Origin of the sequence: Nocardia yamanashiensis, assembly GCF_021183565.1 — a bacterium.
Lineage (GTDB): Bacteria > Actinomycetota > Actinomycetes > Mycobacteriales > Mycobacteriaceae > Nocardia > Nocardia yamanashiensis.
The window spans coordinates 2573482-2589246 of sequence record NZ_CP089226.1; the positions used below are offsets into that span (position 1 = coordinate 2573482).

16 protein-coding genes are annotated in these 15765 nt (G+C 69.7%); 10 read left to right on the top strand and 6 right to left on the bottom strand.

Features of this window, described 5'->3' with window-relative positions:
• The first annotated feature begins 58 nt into the window (after positions 1 to 58).
• Positions 59 to 544, top strand: a complete 486-nt coding sequence (locus tag LTV02_RS12445) for a DUF4189 domain-containing protein (protein WP_233040148.1) — start codon at positions 59 to 61, stop codon at positions 542 to 544.
• Between the two features lie 12 nt (positions 545 to 556).
• Here LTV02_RS12445 and LTV02_RS12450 read toward each other — a convergent pair whose 3' ends face one another.
• Positions 557 to 1435: an alpha/beta hydrolase family protein gene (locus LTV02_RS12450; RefSeq protein WP_233040149.1), complete on the bottom strand. Its 879-nt coding sequence runs from the start codon at positions 1433 to 1435 to the stop codon at positions 557 to 559.
• A gap of 100 nt (positions 1436 to 1535) precedes the next feature.
• Here LTV02_RS12450 and LTV02_RS12455 point away from each other — a divergent pair, with 100 nt between their 5' ends.
• Positions 1536 to 2243, top strand: a complete 708-nt coding sequence (locus tag LTV02_RS12455; RefSeq protein WP_233040150.1) for a hypothetical protein — start codon at positions 1536 to 1538, stop codon at positions 2241 to 2243.
• Positions 2244 to 2264: 21 nt separating this feature from the next.
• Here LTV02_RS12455 and LTV02_RS12460 read toward each other — a convergent pair whose 3' ends face one another.
• Entirely contained in the window at positions 2265 to 3050 is a 786-nt protein-coding gene (locus LTV02_RS12460; RefSeq protein WP_233040151.1) for an IclR family transcriptional regulator, read from the bottom strand.
• Positions 3051 to 3210: 160 nt separating this feature from the next.
• Between LTV02_RS12460 and LTV02_RS12465 the strand changes: the two genes are divergently transcribed.
• The 5 genes from LTV02_RS12465 to LTV02_RS12485 are packed head-to-tail and all read left to right on the top strand — an operon-like array spanning position 3211 to position 8939.
• On the top strand, positions 3211 to 3684 hold the full coding sequence (locus LTV02_RS12465) for a flavin reductase family protein (protein WP_233041558.1): 474 nt from the start codon (positions 3211 to 3213) through the stop codon (positions 3682 to 3684).
• Positions 3681 to 4973 carry an acyl-CoA dehydrogenase family protein gene (locus LTV02_RS12470; protein ID WP_233040152.1) on the top strand — a complete coding sequence of 431 codons (1293 nt, stop codon included), beginning with the start codon at positions 3681 to 3683 and terminating at the stop codon, positions 4971 to 4973. The genes LTV02_RS12465 and LTV02_RS12470 overlap by 4 nt, the downstream gene beginning before the upstream one ends.
• Positions 4970 to 6367: an aldehyde dehydrogenase family protein gene (locus tag LTV02_RS12475; RefSeq protein WP_233040153.1), complete on the top strand. Its 1398-nt coding sequence runs from the start codon at positions 4970 to 4972 to the stop codon at positions 6365 to 6367. The genes LTV02_RS12470 and LTV02_RS12475 overlap by 4 nt, the downstream gene beginning before the upstream one ends.
• Positions 6364 to 7506, top strand: a complete 1143-nt coding sequence (locus LTV02_RS12480; RefSeq protein ID WP_233040154.1) for an FAD-dependent oxidoreductase — start codon at positions 6364 to 6366, stop codon at positions 7504 to 7506. Before LTV02_RS12475 ends, LTV02_RS12480 begins: the two co-directional genes overlap by 4 nt.
• Positions 7503 to 8939 (top strand): aldehyde dehydrogenase family protein, encoded by a 1437-nt coding sequence (locus LTV02_RS12485; protein WP_233040155.1) that lies wholly within the window; start codon positions 7503 to 7505, stop codon positions 8937 to 8939. The genes LTV02_RS12480 and LTV02_RS12485 overlap by 4 nt, the downstream gene beginning before the upstream one ends.
• 70 nt (positions 8940 to 9009) lie before the next feature.
• Here LTV02_RS12485 and LTV02_RS12490 read toward each other — a convergent pair whose 3' ends face one another.
• The 4 genes from LTV02_RS12490 to LTV02_RS12505 form a co-directional block, all read right to left on the bottom strand.
• Positions 9010 to 9315 (bottom strand): Dabb family protein, encoded by a 306-nt coding sequence (locus LTV02_RS12490; RefSeq protein ID WP_233040156.1) that lies wholly within the window; start codon positions 9313 to 9315, stop codon positions 9010 to 9012.
• Positions 9312 to 9893 (bottom strand): neocarzinostatin apoprotein domain-containing protein, encoded by a 582-nt coding sequence (locus tag LTV02_RS12495; RefSeq protein WP_233040157.1) that lies wholly within the window; start codon positions 9891 to 9893, stop codon positions 9312 to 9314. Before LTV02_RS12495 ends, LTV02_RS12490 begins: the two co-directional genes overlap by 4 nt.
• Positions 9890 to 10525, bottom strand: a complete 636-nt coding sequence (locus tag LTV02_RS12500) for a neocarzinostatin apoprotein domain-containing protein (protein ID WP_233040158.1) — start codon at positions 10523 to 10525, stop codon at positions 9890 to 9892. Before LTV02_RS12500 ends, LTV02_RS12495 begins: the two co-directional genes overlap by 4 nt.
• 149 nt (positions 10526 to 10674) lie before the next feature.
• Positions 10675 to 11997 (bottom strand): hypothetical protein, encoded by a 1323-nt coding sequence (locus LTV02_RS12505; RefSeq protein WP_233040159.1) that lies wholly within the window; start codon positions 11995 to 11997, stop codon positions 10675 to 10677.
• A gap of 335 nt (positions 11998 to 12332) precedes the next feature.
• Here LTV02_RS12505 and LTV02_RS12510 point away from each other — a divergent pair, with 335 nt between their 5' ends.
• Genes LTV02_RS12510 through LTV02_RS12520 form a run of 3 tightly spaced genes read left to right on the top strand, consistent with a single transcriptional unit; the run spans position 12333 to position 15761 of the window.
• Positions 12333 to 13955: a nitrilase-related carbon-nitrogen hydrolase gene (locus LTV02_RS12510; protein WP_233040160.1), complete on the top strand. Its 1623-nt coding sequence runs from the start codon at positions 12333 to 12335 to the stop codon at positions 13953 to 13955.
• A gap of 31 nt (positions 13956 to 13986) precedes the next feature.
• Complete coding sequence (locus LTV02_RS12515; RefSeq protein WP_233040161.1) at positions 13987 to 14796, top strand: oxidoreductase; 810 nt, start codon at positions 13987 to 13989, stop codon at positions 14794 to 14796.
• Positions 14793 to 15761: an alpha/beta hydrolase family protein gene (locus LTV02_RS12520; RefSeq protein WP_233040162.1), complete on the top strand. Its 969-nt coding sequence runs from the start codon at positions 14793 to 14795 to the stop codon at positions 15759 to 15761. The genes LTV02_RS12515 and LTV02_RS12520 overlap by 4 nt, the downstream gene beginning before the upstream one ends.
• Positions 15762 to 15765: the final 4 nt, after the last annotated feature.

Here is a 15765-nt window from a genome sequence, read left to right on the forward strand (position 1 = left end):
TCGGTTCTGTTTTCGCCATGATCAGCCGCTGTTGATGTTGCACCTGGGGGTTGATCGCGTGTCGCTGTTGAAGAACTCTGCCTTGGCCATCGCGGTCCCGCTTGCAGGGACGTTCATGATGTGCGGAGCGGGGACCGCGCAGGCGGGTACTGATTTGTATGGCGCGGTCTCGATCGGTGTTATGCCCTTTCGGATCGGGGTGGCGGTGGATTATCCGAGTCAGGAGGCTGCGGACCAGGCTGCGAAGGATGCTTGTGGCAGCAAGGTCGTCAACGGGACGACTCTCGAGTGCAATGTTTTCGGGCAGGTTCACAACGAGTGCGGTGTGTTGATCCAGCGCAATATCGAGGGTGGTGTGCTGCCCGGGTCCAACCAGCCCATGTGGCGGTTCGGGAAGGGGGCGACCGCCGAGGCCGCCCAGAAGAATGCGGGATATACGCCTGGCGTCAATCTCAGTAAGGGGTTTCCGATTCTGTTGGGCCTCGGCGGGTACTTCGGTGACGAATTCGTGCTGGATACGCTGTGCACCGCGAACGCTGGGTGAGGGATCGGTAGCTCAGGGGATCTCCACTCGCACTGTGGGATCGGTGCGTGGGCCGACTTCGTAGACGTAGCGGCGGGCTTCGGTGTCGCCGAGTTGGGCGAGGAACCACATCGCGGTCCAGCGGGCGGCGGCGGAGACGGTTTGGGCGCGGGGTGCGGTGGCGGGGTGTAAGTCGGGGGATGCGCCGGGTGGGTTGTCCTCGTCGGTGAGGCCGAAATGGTTGGCGCCCAGGACGTTTACGAAGACCGCGGCGGGGGTGCCGGACATGCGGGTGAAGCTGTCGTGGGCTTCGGCGGGCTCGCTCACGCCGTCTTCGGTGCCGTTGATGTACATCACGGGAATGCCTTGTACGGCAACCGAATCGATGTAGGGGCCGATGGTGGTGTTGGTGCCGTGGCCGGCTATCGCACGTAGTTCGGGTGGGTGGCGGTAGGCGGGGCCGAAGCAGAACGGCATCTGGCAGCGGTCAGCGGCGGCGTAGAGGGCGGTGGCGCCACCGTAGGAGTGGCCGGCTATCACCAGTTTCGAGGGGTCGATGAGGGCGCCGAGGGTGGAGTTCGCGGCGGCTTGCGTACGGGCCCAGGTGAGTACGTCGTCGACCTCGTATTCGCTGGGCAGGCTGTAGCCGGGCATCAGGAAGTGTTCGGGGGCGACCACGACGAACCCGTAGCGGGCCAGCGCTTCGGCGAAGGTCGAGTAGTAGGAGCGGTGCACGTTCGCGCCGGTGAGCAGAAGTGCCACCGGGAGGCGGTGATCGGCGTGGGCGGGATGCCAGACGGTGGCCTCGTCCGTGCCGATGCGGGCGTCCTCGTGGGTGACGTCTTCGGCGGCGGCCGTGGGTGCGGCGGTGAGCAGGAGCAGGGACAGGGTGGCAGCCAGTAAGGAGCGCACGAACCCCCCGTTTCGATTGTGGAAACAGTGTTTCGATGTGAAACTAGCGACGGAGCCTACACCGAAACAGCGTTTCGCAGAAGAGAACAGGGAGAGTTGGATGGGCGCGCACCCGCACGGCTGGTGGATTCTGTTGCACCTGGTGTTGTTCGTGTTCTGGCTGGGCGGGGATCTCGGGGTCTACTACTCCAGCCGGTTCGTGATCGACCCGGAACTCACCCCGCCCGCCCGCGCCACCGCCTTGGCCGTGATGAGCGGCCTGGACCTCGGCCCGAAGATCTGCCTGGTACTGTTCCTGCCCAGCGGGCTCACCCTGATGGCCCTGGAACCGCACGGGGCCTCGATCTTCGGCATCGACTTCTTCCCCTGGTGGGCCGTGGCTGCCGCCTGGCTGCTGGCCGCGATCTGGTTGGCGCTCACGGTGATTGCGCATCGCACACACGGCCGCTTCCCGATCGTGGTTCGCGCCGACCTCGCGATCCGCTGCACGATCGTCACCGCCATGGCGGCCGCCGGGCTATACACACTCTTTGCCGACGAACCGTTCGGCGTCACCACCGAGCCGCGCTGGCTGGGCGGCAAGATCCTGCTCTATGCCACCGCCATCGCGGCCGGTCTGGGCATCCGAATAACCTTGCGCCCCTTCGGATCCGCCTTCGCCACGATCATGACCGGCGGGTCCACCCCGGCGGTGGAGCGCACGCTACGGCGCAGCGTGGACGGCTGCCTGCCCTATGTGTGGGCGATCTGGGGCAGCGTGCTGGCGGCCGCCGCACTGGGGGTGCTCAAGCCCGGCGCGCACCTGTGACGCGGTGTGCCCGAACGGGATTCAGCCGACGTAGCCCAGCTGCGCGGACACCGCACCGGCCGCTTTCTGCAACTGCGGCGCATAGTCCTTGATGTGCGGTTCGAAACGCGAGAGCGGACCGCACACGCTGATGGCCGCGACCACTCCGCCGTCGTGATCGAGCACCGGCGCAGCCACCGAGGCCGCGCCGATCTGCCGCTCCCCCAACGAGATCGCGAAACCGCGCGAGCGGATCTCGGCCAGCTCGTTGCGCAGTTTGCGTGGCGTGGTGATGGTGGCGTCGGTGAACGGTGTCAGCTCGTGCCGATCCAGGTATTCGTCGACTTCGTCGGTGCGCAGGTAGGCCAGGATCGCCTTGGAGGAACTGCCCGCGTGCAGCGGATACGGCACGCCGAGCGCGACTTCCATGCGCAATTCCTGATCGGGCACCACCTGATCCACGTACATGCGGGTGTCGCCGCGGCGAATGGACAGGGTGGCCGTCTCACCGGTGGCGGTGGCCAGGCGGCGCAGTTCGGGCGCGGCCATCACTCGAAGATCGGTGCGGGCCAGATAGGCCCGGCCGAGCGCGATGGCGGCATGACCGAGGGCATAACGCCGCGTGGTCGGCTCCACCGTGACCAGTTCGCGATTGCGCAGCGCGGTGAGGATGCGGTGCACCGCGGCCTTGGTGATGCCGAGCTCATTGGCGATCTCGGTGACGCCGAGGTCGGGCCGCCCGGTCCGGCCGAACAGCAGCAATACGTCCATGGCCCGCTCCACGGCGGCGATGGAACGACTCGGATTCTCGGCCTCGGTGTCCGACACGGGTACAGCTTAGGCCACTCCATTTCCCGATGGGAAACGCCCCGCCGAATCCGCCGCCGCCGCACTGCTTCCCGCTCAGCCCTTGCCGAACCACCATCGCAGCCGTTACCTTGTGCGTAACAGCGTTTCCTCTATCGAAACAGGATCTGCAGTGGACGCGATGAACCTCCGCGGCGTGCTCGCCCAATGGGCCACCGGCGTGGTCGTGGTGACCACCACCCGCGACGACGGCGACCGCCACGGTATGACGGCGAGTTCGTTCACCAGTGTGGCGCTGGATCCGCCGCTCGTCTCGATCTGCCTCGCCTCGGCCGGCACGACGGCCCGGCTGATCCGCTACAGCGGCGTCTTCGCCGTCAATGTCCTGGGCCACGATCAGCAGGACATCGGCCGCCGTTTCGCCGCCGCCCCGCACAGCGCGGACCGTTTCGCGGTCGGTGACTGGACGACCGCCGCCAGCGGCGCCGCGGTGCTCACCGACGCGGTCGCTTGGCTGGATTGCCTTGTCGCGGCCTGCTATCCGGCCGGCGATCACACCATCGTGCTGGGCCTGGTCCAGGAGGCCCGCGCACCCCGGACCGCACCCCCGCTCATCTATCACGACCGCACCTACCACGAGGGGATCAGCCGATGACCGGCGAACGACTGACCGGCGAGCGACTCGTCGAAGACATGACCGCACCGGAGCGCGACCGGGCCCGCCGCGTCGAAGCCGTCCTGCCCGCACTGCGCGAGGCCGCCGAGAACGCCGACCGCACCGCCACTTTCCCGCCCTCGCACCTGCCGCTGTTGCGCGAGGCCGGACTGCTCGGGCTGGTCGTGCCGGAGAAATTCGGCGGATTGGGCGGCACCCTGCGCGATCTGGCGGCCGCCACCTTCGCCATGGGCACCGCCTGCCCGTCGACCGCGCTGGCCTATTTCTTCCACAACACCAGCGCTTCCCGGGGTCTGCTGCCGCTGGAGGCCATCGACGCCGGGCTCTTCGCGGCCGAGGAGATTCCGGCGGTCCGGGCCTTCGCCGAGAAGGTGCTGACCCGGATGGCCGAGGGTGTCTGGCTGGCCAATTTCGCCTCCGAGGCGGTGAAGACCGCCCAGGCCAATATCACCATCGCCACCACCGCCCGCAAGGTGGACGGCGGCTGGATCCTGCAGGGCGAGAAGTCTTTCGGCTGCGCCACCGGCGTCGCCGACTACTACCTGACGTCCGCGAAATTGGCGGGCTACGACACCGCCGAGGGTCTCGCCACTTTCTTCGTGCCGCGTGACGCGCCCGGGGTGAGTGTGCGCGCACCGTGGGACGGACTGGGTATGCGGGCCACCGCCAATAACGGTATCCGGCTCGATGAGGTGTTCATCGCCGAGGACGAGGCGCTGGCGGTGCCGGGCGCGTTCACCAAAATGCTCACCATGAGCCGGGGCAGTTTCGTCGGCAATCAGCTCGCCATCGCGGCGGTGTACACCGGCTGCGCGCAGCGGGTGTACGACGAAACCCTGGCGGCCACCACACGAAAGACGTTCGCCGACACGGGCGAACCCATCGCGTCCTCGCCGGTGCATCAGGTGCTCATCGGGGAGATGACCCGGCAGTTGCAGACCGCCTACCTGTGGCTGCGCTACCAGCTGGGCATCGAGACGGTGGAGCCGCCGATCAAGCCCAAACCTGAGGTGTTCACCCAATGGCGGCTGGGCAAGGGCGCTGTCACCGAGGCGTGCTTCCAGGTGGCGCTCGGGGCGCTCAAGGCCGGTGGCACTTCAGCGGCCTCGATGGACGGTGTGGCCGGACGGGCACTGCGTGACCTGGCCATGGGCTTGGTGATGACCTTCCCGGCCGAGCGGGGCGTTCTCGAAGTCGCGCGCATCGTCACCGATGCCAAAGCCAACGAGTTGTTCGCCACCGCGCCCGGAGCGGAGGCCGTGCGATGACCGCCGCGCTGCCCGCCATCACCGATCTCATCGACGGCGAATGGGGCACCCCCGCAACCGATCTCGGCTTCGATCTGGAGAATCCGGCGACCGGTGAGCCGGTGGCTCGCGCGGTGGCCAGCGACGCCGGCCGGGTCGAGCGGGCGCTCGCCGTCGCCGCCGCGAGCACCGGCTCGATCACCCCCGAGGTGCTCGACGCCATCGCCGACACCCTGGAGCACCGACTCCCATGGATCGCCGAGGTCGACGCCCGCGCCACCGGGGTCCCGATCCAGCAGACCCGGCTGCTGGCCGTCATCGTCCCGGGCGCGTTCCGCCTTGCCGCCGAACAACTTCGGGCGGGCGCGCTGCGCGCGGATCGCGACCACATTCAGGTGCACCGGCTGCCGCTGGGACCGGCCTTGTGCCTGGTGCCGTGGAACGCGCCCGCGCCGATGGCCGCGCACAAGGTGGCCAATGCCCTGGCCGCGGGCTGCCCGGTCATTCTGAAAGTCAGCGAACTCGCGCCCTACAGCGCTGTTCCGATCGCCGAGGCCATCGCCGAGCACGTGCCGCCGGGCATGTTCCAGCTGGTGCAGGGCGGCGCGCAGTCCGGCGCGCGATTGGTGGACGACGAACGGATCAAGGCCGTCTCCTTCACCGGCGGCCTGGTGGGCGGGCGGTCGGTGGCGGCCGCGTCGGCTCCGCTGCTGCGCCCGTGCCAGCTCGAACTCGGCGGCAACAACCCCTTGGTCGTGCTGCCCGACGCCGAGACCGACACCGCCGCGCGGATGGCCGCCGAACTGCTCACCACCCTCAACGGCCAGTGGTGCCGGGCGCTGGGCCGGCTCATCCTGCCCGCCGCGCGCGCCGCGGAACTCCGCGAGGCCATCGGAAAACGCCTGGCTGACTTGCGCATCGGGCCGCCGCTCGATCCCGGCACCGAATTCGGGCCGCTCGTGCACTCGCGGCACGTGCGCGCGGTCCGCGGCGTCCGCACCGCCGTGTCCGGCCGCCGGGCCCAATCCTTCGGCACCGCACCCGAACACGGCAACTATGTGCTGCCGACGCTGCTGGACAACGATCTGGCCGACGAGGTGTTCGGCCCGGTCGCCGGGACCGTCACCTACGACACCGTCGAGCAGGCGGTCAGCCTGGCCAATGCCGGGCAGTACGGACTCGAGGCCTACGTGTGCGGCGTCGACGAAGACGCGGCACTGGCTGTCGCACAACGTATCCGGGCCGGAGAGGTGAAGGTGAACGGTTCCTCGGTGATGAGCCTGCACCTGATGACGCCGCGCCCGGCGTGGGGCTGGTCGGGGCTCGGTGAGGAGGGCACGGCGGAAACACTGCGCTTCTTCACCGGTGCGCGGGTCGTCGGCGTCGAGGGCCGCTTCGCCCTGCACACGTCGTGAGCACCGTCATCGTGGTCGGGGCGGGGCCGGTCGGTTTGACCGCGGCGCTGGTGCTGGCGCGGCGCGGCATCGACGTCCTGGTCCTGGAGCAGGGCGTCACCCTAGCCGCGGAATCGCGGGCCTCCACCTTTCATCCCCCGACCCTGGAGATGCTCGACGCGCTCGGGGTGATCGAGCCGCTGCTCGAGCGGGGCATCGTGGCCCGGACCTTCCAGTACCGGGAGCGCGGCGGCGACGCTATCGCCACGCTGGATCTCGCTGTGCTGCAAGCGGATACGACCTATCCGTTCCGGGTGCAGTGTGAGCAGAGCAGGCTCACCCCGATTCTGCTGGCCGCGCTCCCCCGCTGCGCCGAAGTCCGGTTCGGGCATCGTGTCGAAGGGGTGTACGCCGGGGACGACGGCGTGGTGGTGCACACGAATCACGGTCCGCTGCGTGCGGACTGGGTGATCGGCGCGGATGGCGCGCATTCGGTGGTGCGCACCGCCGTCGGGGCCGGATTCGACGGCAGCACCTACCCCGAGCGGTTCCTGGTGGCCTCGGTGCAGGAGGACCTGACCGAGATCCTGCCCGGGATCGCGCCCATCAACTACGTGTTCGATCCGGTCGAATGGCTGGTGCTGCTGCGCACGCCCGACTATTGGCGGGTGCTGCTGCCCACGCCCGCCGACACCGCCGACGAACTCGAAACCACCCGGCTGCCCGGCCGATTGGACACGGTCGCGGCGCTCGGACGGCCCTGGCGCATCCGGCATGCCTCGCTCTACCGAGTGCATCAGCGGGTCACCGATCATTTCCGGCGCGGCCGGGTGCTGCTCATCGGCGATGCCGCACACGTGAACAATCCGCTCGGCGGCATGGGCATGAACAGCGGCATCCACGACGCCGTGCAGATGGCCGGCACGCTGGCCGATGTGCTCGAGGGCGATGCGGAAAGGGGATTGGATATCGTGGCCGCCCGGCGGCGGGCGGTGGCCGTCGACCATGTGCAGCGGGCCAGCCACGACAATTGGCGCCGATTGCGCGGGCACGATGCCGGTTATGCCCAGCAGTTGCGGGAGCTGGCGGCCGACCCCGCAGCCGCGCGCGCCTACCTGCGCCGGGCCTGCCTGCTCGATTCCCTGGAGCAGCGATCGTGACCAGTACTGGTTCGGCCATCGTCCGGGAGAATCCGGCCCGGCCCAGCGAGATCGTCGGCTCGGTGCCCATCACCGCACCGGAAAATGTCGAAGCCGTTGTTGCCCAGGCTTTCCGGGAGTTCCGAGACTGGTCGGCTCAGCCGCTCGCCGACCGGTTGGCCGCCCTGGCAACCGCCGCCGACGGGCTCGATGCCGCACGCGGCCGGCTGAGCGAGCTGCTGGCCCGCGAAACCGGGAAGCCGGTCGCCGACTGCCGGGGTGAAATCGGTTTCGCCGCAACGTATCTGCGCTGGGTGTGCGCGAACGCGACACGGGTGCTCGAATCCGACCCGGCGTCGGTGGACGACGCGCACGGCCGTATCGTGGCGACCCGTGCGCCGTTCGGCGTCATCGCGGCCATCACCCCGTGGAACGCGCCGGTCATCCTCACTGCGCTCAAACTGGGCCCGGCGCTGGCGGCGGGAAACACGGTGGTGCTCAAGCCTTCTCCCCTGGCACCGCTGACCGTCACCGAGATGGCCCGCCTGTTCCCGGGCACCCGGGTCATCCACGGCGGCCCCGATACCGTCGCCGCGCTCATCGCCGACCCACAGGTGGGCAAGGTGACCTTCACCGGCGGCGCACAGGCCGGCCGCAGCATCGCCGCGGCGGCGGGCGCGGCGCTCACACCGGTCGTGCTCGAACTCGGCGGCAACGATCCGGCCGTCTTCCTCGACGACTTCGCGCTCTCCCCCGACGATTACGAGCGACTGGTGCTGGCCTCCTTCGCCACCGCGGGACAGGTTTGCATGGCGGCCAAGCGCCTGTACGTCCCCGAGCGCCGGTTCGACGAGTTCACCGAGGCGTATCTGGCTGCCGCCCAGCGCATCCTGACCGTCGGTGATCCCCTCGACGAGAAGGTCACCATGGGCCCGGTGGTGAGCGCGGCCGCCGTCGAGCGCATGAACGACCTCATCGCCGATGCCTGGAACCGCGGCGGCTGGCTCATCCCGCTCGCGGGCCTCCCCGCCGATACCGCGGGCGGCTACTACGCCACCCCCGCGCTCGCCCTCGACCTGCCCGATGACGCGGCCCTGGTCCGCGACGAGCAATTCGGCCCCCTGGTGCCGATCCTCACCTACCGCACCGAGGAGGAAGCCCTCGCTCGCGCCAACGACTCCGATTACGGTCTCGGAGCATCGGTCTGGTCCGCCGACGAAGCCCGCGCGTTCTCCGTCGCCGCCCGGCTCGAAGCCGGATTCACCTTCGTCAACACCCACAACCGCACCGGCATGTCATTGCGCGCCCCGTTCGGCGGCATCAAGCGCAGCGGTTTCGGGCGCGAATACGCCGACGAGGGCCTGCTCGAATACACCCAGACCACGATTGTCCACGCCCCCGCCGCATTCCGCCCCGGCGGCCGGGGCATGGCGGCCCGCGCCTACCCCGAATAGCCGAGACCGCCGCCGAGTGACCGCGGCGACGGCCGCGTTCCAACGCGGCCGTCGGCGGTCACTCGGTCGTTCAGGGCGCTCGATCGGCCACGGAATCCACTACGGCGCGGGACGCGAGCCGGGGCACCAGCCAGCCGGCGAGTTCGCGATGCGCCGGATGCTGTTGATAGGCAAGTAGTTCCGACTCGGAATCGTGCTCGGTGATCAGGCACAGATCATAGGACACCGGCGTGCCGAGCGCGTCGAGGGTGACGCGCAGGGCGCGCAGGTGCGGGATCGCAGCCGGGAGCGCGGTGAGCAGCCGCGCCGCTTCCTCTCTATCGGCGCGCTCGTGGAACTTCATGAGCACCACGTGCGTCAGGACGCGCACGCTCACCGGGTTCCCGCACCACGCCGGCGGAACAGGACCACGCCGACGGCCGCGGCCACCGCGACTACCGCCGCGCCGATTCCGACCGCCACCCCGGCGTTGTCGTCGTCGCTGTCCGAGGATGGCGCGGCCGCGGGGCTGGAGGTGGGCGGTGTCTGCTTGGCGCCGAAGGTGAGTGGGACCGAGGCGAGGATGTGCGAGGGGTCGGTCAGGCTGGTCACGGAGACCGTGCACGCACCCGCCGACGTCGCGCAGTCGGTGCCGTTGATCGCGGCCACCAGCGTCAGAGTGCGATTGCCGCCGTTGGGTTGCCACACTCCTTGCGCGTCGGCGCGGCCCATGAGCGATCCGGTGAGATTGCAGTCGGTGGGCTGGACGATCTGCGGTTTGCACTGCCCGACCGCCACGGTCGCCAGATTGGCCGGCAGGCCGTCGAGATTCACGGTGACGGTGTGCCCGGCGGCGAGACCGGCGGTCTCACTCACCCGCAGTGTGGCATCGGCGTGGGCGGCGGGTGTGCTCAGCAGCAGGCCGCAGGCGGCAGTGGTCAGCAGCAAGGCGCAACGGGTCGCGGAACGATTCATAGGGTTCTCCTCGGGGGATGCCACAGACGTCGCCGGTCGGCGAGCGCGAAAACTGCGATGATCGACAACAGCACGGCGGTGACCGTCCACAGCGCGGCGGACGGGCCTCGGTTCTCCGAGTCCGATTGCACCGCAACGGAAATCGGCACGGAGGTGACGGCGACCGGCGGCGCGCCTGCGAATCCCACCGGCACCTGCGCGGAGTTCGCGTCGATGATCGATTGGGGTTCGCTGCCCGGCAACGGCGCGGCGGCGAGCACGCACTGCTGGGTGGTGCAGTCGATATCGCGGAAGCGCGGCCGTACGGTGAGGGTGACGGTCGGGAAGGTGCCGTCGGCGGCGATATTCACGAAGGTCGCGCCGCCGTCCAGATCGCAATCCTTCAGCCCGTTCTTGTAGCCGGATTTGCAGAGCCCGACCGCGACCGCCGCCAGGCCCGGTTGAAAGCCGCTGCCGTCCAGCGTGATTCGCTGCCCCTCGGTCAGCCCGGTACTGGCGCTCACCACCAACGACGCCCGCCCCTCGGCGTGAGCGGGCGGAACGGCGGAGGTGAGCGCCGCTGCGGCCAGGGCCGCGGCTATCGGCAGGGCTCGCCGGTTCGACACCGCGATGGACGGACGCTTCGCCTTCACCGAGCCCGGCACTGCACGCGATACCGGCGGACGGGTTCGCCTCTTCGGGAGCGGGCTGATACTCACTCGCAAAACGGAACCGGGACGCGACGTCGTCGGCGCGGCAATGGCGTTCATGGCGTGGGATGCGCGGATTGCCGCGAAACGGTTCACGAGGAGCCTCCTTCGAGCGCGGGGGCGGCGCTGCGAACCACTGCGGCCGGCGCGAGCATTCGGCCGTAGCACGCCGCCGCGAGAGCGATAGGGACCGCGAGCAGGGTGAGAGCGGTGCCGGTGCCGACCCATCGACCACACACGGTGACCGCGCCGAGTCCCACCACTCCCGCGACGGTCAACAGCCCGAAAGGCACTGCGGCACTGCCGAAGCGACGGATCCGGCCCAGGTACACGGTGTCCAGCCCGTGGGCGGCGCGAGCGGCTGCCGCCAGTGTGAGACCGAGACCGACGGCGGCCGTAGCGCGGCCGGGCGCCGTGGCCACCAGCACCGGGCCGCCCGCAGCCAGTAGCAACAGGATTGGGATCGCGGTCGTATGCGGGCCGGGCAGCGCAACCACGAAAACCGCGGGCAGCGCCGCCAACAGCAATAGTGCGGCTTGGTCGGCGGTCAGCGCGTCCCAGCGGAACAGCAGTAGGTGCAGCGTAGGTAGAACCGTGCCGCCGACGAGCACGCCGAGGCCCGCGTAACCGAGTGTCATCGCACCCATGGTGACCGCGGCCACGGCAGTCGCCGAACGGGTTCCGCCGACGAGACCCGCGCCGGTGGCCGGTTCGCCTCCCGTAGCGCGACTGGTAGGCGTGGCCGAACCGGTTCCGCTACTGGACGCTGGGCCGGTGGCCGGTTCGCCTCCCGTAGCGCGGCTGGTAGGCGTGGCCGAACCGGTTCCGCGACCGGGCGCCGAGCCGGAGGAGGTGTGGGTTTCGTTTGCGGCGGGCATCGAATCGAGTTGGGCCCGAGTTGGTTCGAGGATCGACAACGGCACGCCACAGAGCACGGTCGCGATTCCGGCCACGAGCAGGGCGGCGTCAGGGTGCCGGGTGCCCGCCGCGGCGAGCGCGGCGGCCGCTGCCAGACCTGCGGTCATGGCCAGATGCCACGCGGTGAGCCACGAACGGCGCGAACAGGATTGGATGCGTGCGGTGACCAGCAGCGGACCGACCGAGGCGGCGGCGAGCAGGATCGCGGTCGTGAACAGCAGCGGCGAAGTCGTCGAACCCGCTGCGGCGACGGCCGCACCGGCGGCGATCGCGCATCCGCCCGCTCCCCGGGCCGGGAGCGGGAATCGGGTGGCCGCCGCGCCGGTTACGGAGCCGAGCAGCAGGGCGGTGAGCGCGAGGTATCCGACCGCCGCACCGGGAATGCCGAGCGTGCCCCCGAAAGGCTTGGCGAGCAAGGCGAGCTGACCACCGGCGACCGGGCCGGCGCTTGCTGCCGCGGCGAGCAGGGCGGCCCGGCGGATCGTGGCGGCTCTCATCGCGGCGCCCGGCGGACACGCGAATCGGTTCGGCCGCTGGTGGATTCGGTACTGAGTCGGGATGACGATTCGCAGGTCGTCACGTTCACCTCCCGCGAGCGTTTCTCTGATGGAAACGCGGTTTCGGAATTGCCATATTGAACCCGCGCCCGGGAGAGGTGTCAAGGCGGCCGGGCGCAATACCGCTGAAACCGTGGGCGTTTGGACCACCCAGTTGTTACGGCGCGGGGAAATCCGGCGGCAGCCCTGGACAGATCACCGCCCCCGGTACAGAATCCCAAGAGAGGAAACGTCGTTTCGATGTACGAAACGCAGCAGCGGAAGGGTGCCTGCCCATGACCCGAGTCGCGGCCGCCCAGCTCGCCGCCGGAACCGATCCCGAGGCGAATCTCGAGGCCTGCCTGCGCATGATCGACGCCGCCGCGGCGGCGGGAGCCGAACTGGTGGTGCTGCCCGAGTTCTGTAATCACCTATCCTGGTACGACGATCGCGCCCACGCCCGGCGAATGGCGTGCCGGCTCGGGGATTCCTTCCTGAGCGCCATCGCCGCTCGCGCCGCCCGGCACCGGATGTACGTCAAGATCGGCGTCACCCGCGCCCGCACCGACGGCCGGACCACCGGCACCAGCCTGCTCTACGCCCCCGACGGCGCACTGCTCGGTGAATCCGACAAGCAGATCCTGATGGGCGCGGAGAACGACCATCTCGACGCGGGCACCGACGATTCGCCGGTCATCGAGACCGCGCTGGGCCGGATCGGCATGTATGCCTGCATGGAAGGCGTCATCAGCGAGGTGACCCGGTCCTTGGTGCTGCGCGGTGCGCAATTGCTGCTCAACAGCCTCAACTCGTTCGCCATCGATGAAGCGAGCCTGCACATTCCGGTGCGCGCGGCCGAGAACAAGGTGTGGGTGGTGGCAGCCAACAAGATCGGCCCGCTGCTGCCCGACGCCCAGCTGCCCGCCATCGCCGAACGGCTCGGCGTACCGGCGGATCGCCTGCACGGTGCGGGCGAGAGCCAGATCGTCGCACCCGATGGCACCCGGGTGGCGGTCGCGCCGGTGCGGGGCGAGGCCATCGTGATCGCCGATATCGACCTGCGGCAGGCCGACGACAAGCGTGACGCCGGTGGCACCGACCTGCTCGCCGATCGCCGCCCGGAGCTGTATCGCCCGCTGGTCACCGCGACCGGTATCCGGCAGGCCGCGCCCGGTGCGGATGCGATCACCACCGCCATAGCGGCACCCGATGCGGCACTGGTGCACGAGTTGGCGCAGCGGGGCACCGATCTCATCGTGCTGCCCGGCCCGGCGACCGTCACCGTGCTGGAAATCGTTGCCGCCCTGCGCAATACCGGCAGCCACGTGGTGCTGAGCCGGCGCGAGGGCGACGCCCACCACGGCGTCCTGGTGAACGCCGACGGCATCGCCGGTCGGCAGCCGCAATTGCACCGTAGCGCCCGGCACCCGTGGGCGGTCGAACTCGGCTCGGAGCTGAGCGTCTTCGAATTGCCCTGGGGCCGATTGGCTCTGGTCGTCGGCGACGACGCCCTGTTTCCCGAGACCTTCCGGCTGGCCGCCGTCGCGGACGCGGATGTGGTCGCTGTCCCCGGCATCGCCGGGCAGCCCTGGGAACTCACGCTCGGCCTGCCCGAGCGGGCCGCGGAGAATCGGCTCAATGTGGTCGCCGCCGGCCTCGACGACCACGGGCTGACCGGCGGAATCTATGGCCTGAGCCGGGATTTCACGCTCTGGACCACCTGGTCCGGTCCGTTCACCGGCCGGATCAGCCATCCGGAGATCACCGTCGTCGAGCCCGGAGCAACCAGCGCGCACGCCGTCATCCGCCCGGCCCAGGCCGTCAACCGCCTGGTGTCGCGCGGCACCGACCTGGTGGCCGGCCGCCCGCGCCGCCCCTTGGACGCCATGGCCGCGTCCCGACCGAAAGCCCGCGCGTGACAACGCGATCGACAACCGCACCGGAGCACCCATGAGCGAAACCCTCAAACACGTCGAAGACATGGTGGACGGCACCCCGCGCGCCGATGTCACCGAGACCTTCGAGGAATGGCGAAACCTGTTGAGCGGCTTGCGCGATCGCATTGCCGCCCGCTTCGAGCTGACCCGCGATCCCTCGACCGCCGACCTCGACAGCTACGGCAATGCGGCGACCGGCCCGTCCGGCAGTCTGGCCGCCTACTCCGGGCCGGAGATCGACTGGCTGGTGCACTCCTGGATCGGCGACCCGCGTACCGGATTCGTGAACCTGCACCTGACGGCGTGGCTCGGGCCGCAGATCAATGTGCCGCACTTGGGCACCGCGCTGCTGCTGTGGCCGGACGGCTGGTTCTACACCGATGCCATCCCGCGCGGCGATCTGGTCGGCGACACCGGCTATTTCGACCGCTACTACACCGGCAATGACGCCCCCTGGCTGGAGTTCAAGGAAGCGCATCCCGATTTCACCTGGTTCACCAGCCGCACGGGTTTCATTCGCGCCAGCCTGTCCCCCACCGCCTACTGCTATTCCTTCCCGCCCACCCGCCCGAACCTCGATACGGTGGCCGATATCCTGACCGCCCGCGTGGACCAGTGGCTGGGCTGGGTCGAGGACGCCGAACCCGTACCGCACGAGGAACGGGCCGCACTGGCGGACCGGGATCTGGCCGTGCGCCGCAATATCGCCGAACGTGATCCCGCGAACGTGATGGGCGAGCGGCTGTTCGGGGCCGAGCTGACCGGACGCCTGGTGCGTGCCTTGTGGGGCGGGGACCGCGAACTACCCAGGCCGGCCGCATGACCGCCACGACCTCGACGCGGCTGATCCGTTCGCTGTGGTGGTCGGCGCGCACCGACGGCACACCACCGTTCGACACCGCCCATCTCAAGGTCTACTACCCGGCGGCCGTCGCGGGCGACGACACCGAACGGCTCACCGGCGTCTTCGCGCCCGACCCGGCCGGTGCGCCCTATCCGGTGGTGGTCTTCCTCTCGGGAGTGAACGTCGGGCAGGACTCCTACCGCCGCTTCGCCTGCGCCGTCGCCGAGGCGGGCTTCGTGGTGGTCACCATGGATCGCGTCGCCGAATTGTTCGGCGGGCAACGAGGACTCACACCGGGGGTGGAACTGGATGCCGCCCGGCCCGACGCCTACGGCACCCGCCCGACCTGCCCGGCCATCGGCGCGATACTGGAAGCGCTGACCGAACTCGACGCCCACTCACCCCTGCGCGGCGCCCTCGATCTGGACCGGGTCGCCTTGGGCGGGCATTCCGCGGGCGGCACCGTGGCATTGCAGTCCGCACGCTATTTCCCTTCCATCGCAGCCGTTTTCGCCTGGGGCGCACACACCATGGTGGCCACCATGCTGGGCTGGGGGCCCGGGACGGTGCTGCCCGCCCAGGTCAACGGTCCGGTGCTGCTGGGCGTCGGCACCCGCGACGGCGTCATCCAGGGCAGCGCCGACCGTTACGGCGAAGACGGGGCCGAGCGGCCGGATCCGGTGCGCCGCACCTTCTTCGAGGCTCTGCCCGAGAGCGGTGACCATCTGCTCGCGGTGGTGCCGGGCGCCAACCATTTCGGGATCGCCGATGCCGACCCCACCGCCGCCCGCGCCTTCCTCGACCTCCCCGGCGAAGTGGATGCCCTGGCCCCGTTCGCCCGCTTGGTCTCGACGTTCCTGCGCACGCATCTGTGCGCGGACGCCGCGGCCGCCTCCGCGCTGGCCTCGTTCGAGGACGACGCCGTACAACTCCATCGGCGTTAGGAGC